General features: G+C 55.1%; 1 protein-coding gene. It reads left to right on the top strand.

The genetic code is table 11. The features are described 5' to 3' along the window. A partial coding sequence (ilvN, locus tag ACR0EL_RS22550) for an acetolactate synthase small subunit (RefSeq protein WP_480502363.1) occupies positions 1-322 on the top strand: 322 nt, incomplete at its 5' end. Between the last annotated feature and the right edge of the window lie 271 nt (positions 323-593).

The raw sequence follows: 593 nt of genomic DNA, 5'->3' as shown, positions 1-593 counted from the left end.
CCCGCAAGTGATTGAGCAGATCAAGGCGCAGCTTGGACGCATCGTGTCGGTCCGTGACGTGCATGATCTGACCGTCGAAGGTGCTTCGGTCGAGCGCGAGCTGGCGATCATAAAGGTTGTCGGTGAAGGCGACAAACGGGTCGAAGCCCTGCGACTGGCCGACATATTCCGGGCCAATGTCGTCGATAGTACGCTGAATTCGTTCATCTTCGAGATCACCGGTGCACCGGACAAGATCGATGCCTTTGCCGATCTGATGCGCCCTCTTGGCTTGATTGAAATCGCCCGTACCGGAGTTGCAGCCCTGTTGCGCGGTGACTAAGCCCCATTTCCGCCCCGGGACTGAATTCATTCTCGGGGCGGCGGCCTGCTTGGCCATTGTGCCCTGCTAACCTCAAAAAGGCTTAATGCGTTCATCAAATATGAGCAACAGCATGAAAAAGATCATGCAAATAGGCTGAAAGCCTATTGATTTTGCTTATCATCAGACTAGCCTGTGACGCGTAGCGAGGCGCTTTGCAGCGCCCGTTGGGGTCAACTTTACGATTTCTGAATACTGCGCGGCCGCTGTGCCGCCGCAAACCTGTTTTTGC

Source organism: Ruegeria sp. AH12, from assembly GCF_056541465.1.
The sequence above is the reverse complement of the archived record's forward strand: the minus strand, read 5'-3'. Positions and strand labels throughout refer to the sequence as shown.